Genomic DNA, 1,294 nt, shown 5'->3' on the forward strand with positions numbered 1-1,294 from the left:
TGCTGATGGTACTGGGTTAACCCCCGGGAGAGTAAGTCGGCGCCACATTCATTAAATATAGAAGGTTAGTTAACACAGGATGTTGACTAACTTTTTTTTTGTGTCTGTACTTTTCTGATAAAGTGTGATAATATATTAATTCTTTCCTTTTATTCACATTATAGACTACTTTCAAATATTTGAATTGATTACCTTCGCTTAGAATAGCATAACATTGAAGAAAATGAAAAAGATATTTTTATATCTATCTGTTTTAATGATTACATTTTCATGTGCAGATAGTACTCAAAAAACTGAAAAAAAAGAGGAAAAGAAATTAGGTATAGGTGAAGCATCAGATGAACAAATACCAAAACTTTATGCAGGTAACATTGACCGTTTGCCCAATTTTAAGTCGCAATATATTGATAGTAGGAATGTAGATGTTTATCTACCAGAAAACTATTCAAAAGATAAAAAGTATGCTGTATTATACATGCATGATGGTTTGATGTTATTTGATTCTACTATTACTTGGAATAAGCAAGAATGGATGGTAGATGAAACTATTACTCAATTGACAAGAGATCATAAAATAGAAGATGTTATAGTAGTCGCAGTACCCAATAATGGAAAGTATAGATCATCTGAATATTTACCACAAAAATCGTTGAAAGATTTAGATCAAGATTGGTTAAAGAAAGTAACAGAGAAAAGATTAGCAGGAAAATTACTTTCTGATGACTATCTGAAATTCTTGACCAGTGAATTGAAACCTTATATTGATGGACATTACTCAACATATACAGACCGCGAACATACTTTTGTAATGGGATCTAGTATGGGAGGTTTAATTTCTATGTATGCAATCTGTGAATATCCTAATGTATTTGGCGGTGCTGGATGTCTTTCGACGCATTGGCCAATGGTCTATGCAGAGCAATTTACAAAGGAAGAGAATAAGGCAATAACAGATGGGGTTATCAATTATGTAAATAAAAACTTACCTGATCCAAAAACGCATAAAATTTATTTTGACTATGGTACAGAGACATTGGATTCTCAATATGAACCATATCAAAAAAGAATTGATGTTATCATGAAAAAACATGGTTTTGACTCGAAGAGTTGGATAACTAAGAAGTTTCCAGGTGAAAATCATTCAGAAATAGCATGGAGTAAAAGATTAAATATACCTTTAGAATTTCTTTTAGGTAAATAGCTAAAAAGAGGCTGTCTCATAATTAAAAAATTGAGACAGTCTTTTTTTGTATCTTGTGATTATGGCCAAGAAAACTTTCAAACCGTATTCACA

At 31.4% G+C, this 1,294-nt stretch carries 1 protein-coding gene; it reads left to right on the forward strand.

The features are described from left to right. The first annotated feature begins 223 nt into the window (after positions 1 to 223). Entirely contained in the window at positions 224 to 1,201 is a 978-nt protein-coding gene (locus tag ACXAHM_RS26245) for an alpha/beta hydrolase (protein WP_474967053.1), read from the forward strand. The last annotated feature ends 93 nt before the right edge of the window (positions 1,202 to 1,294 follow it).

The organism is Flammeovirga sp. AWQ4_249, from assembly GCF_056161045.1.

Coding starts and splice junctions, on each gene's coding strand:
- ACXAHM_RS26245 (WP_474967053.1), top strand. CDS start 224: ATGAAAAAGATATTTTTATATCTATCTGTTTTAATGATTACATTTTCA.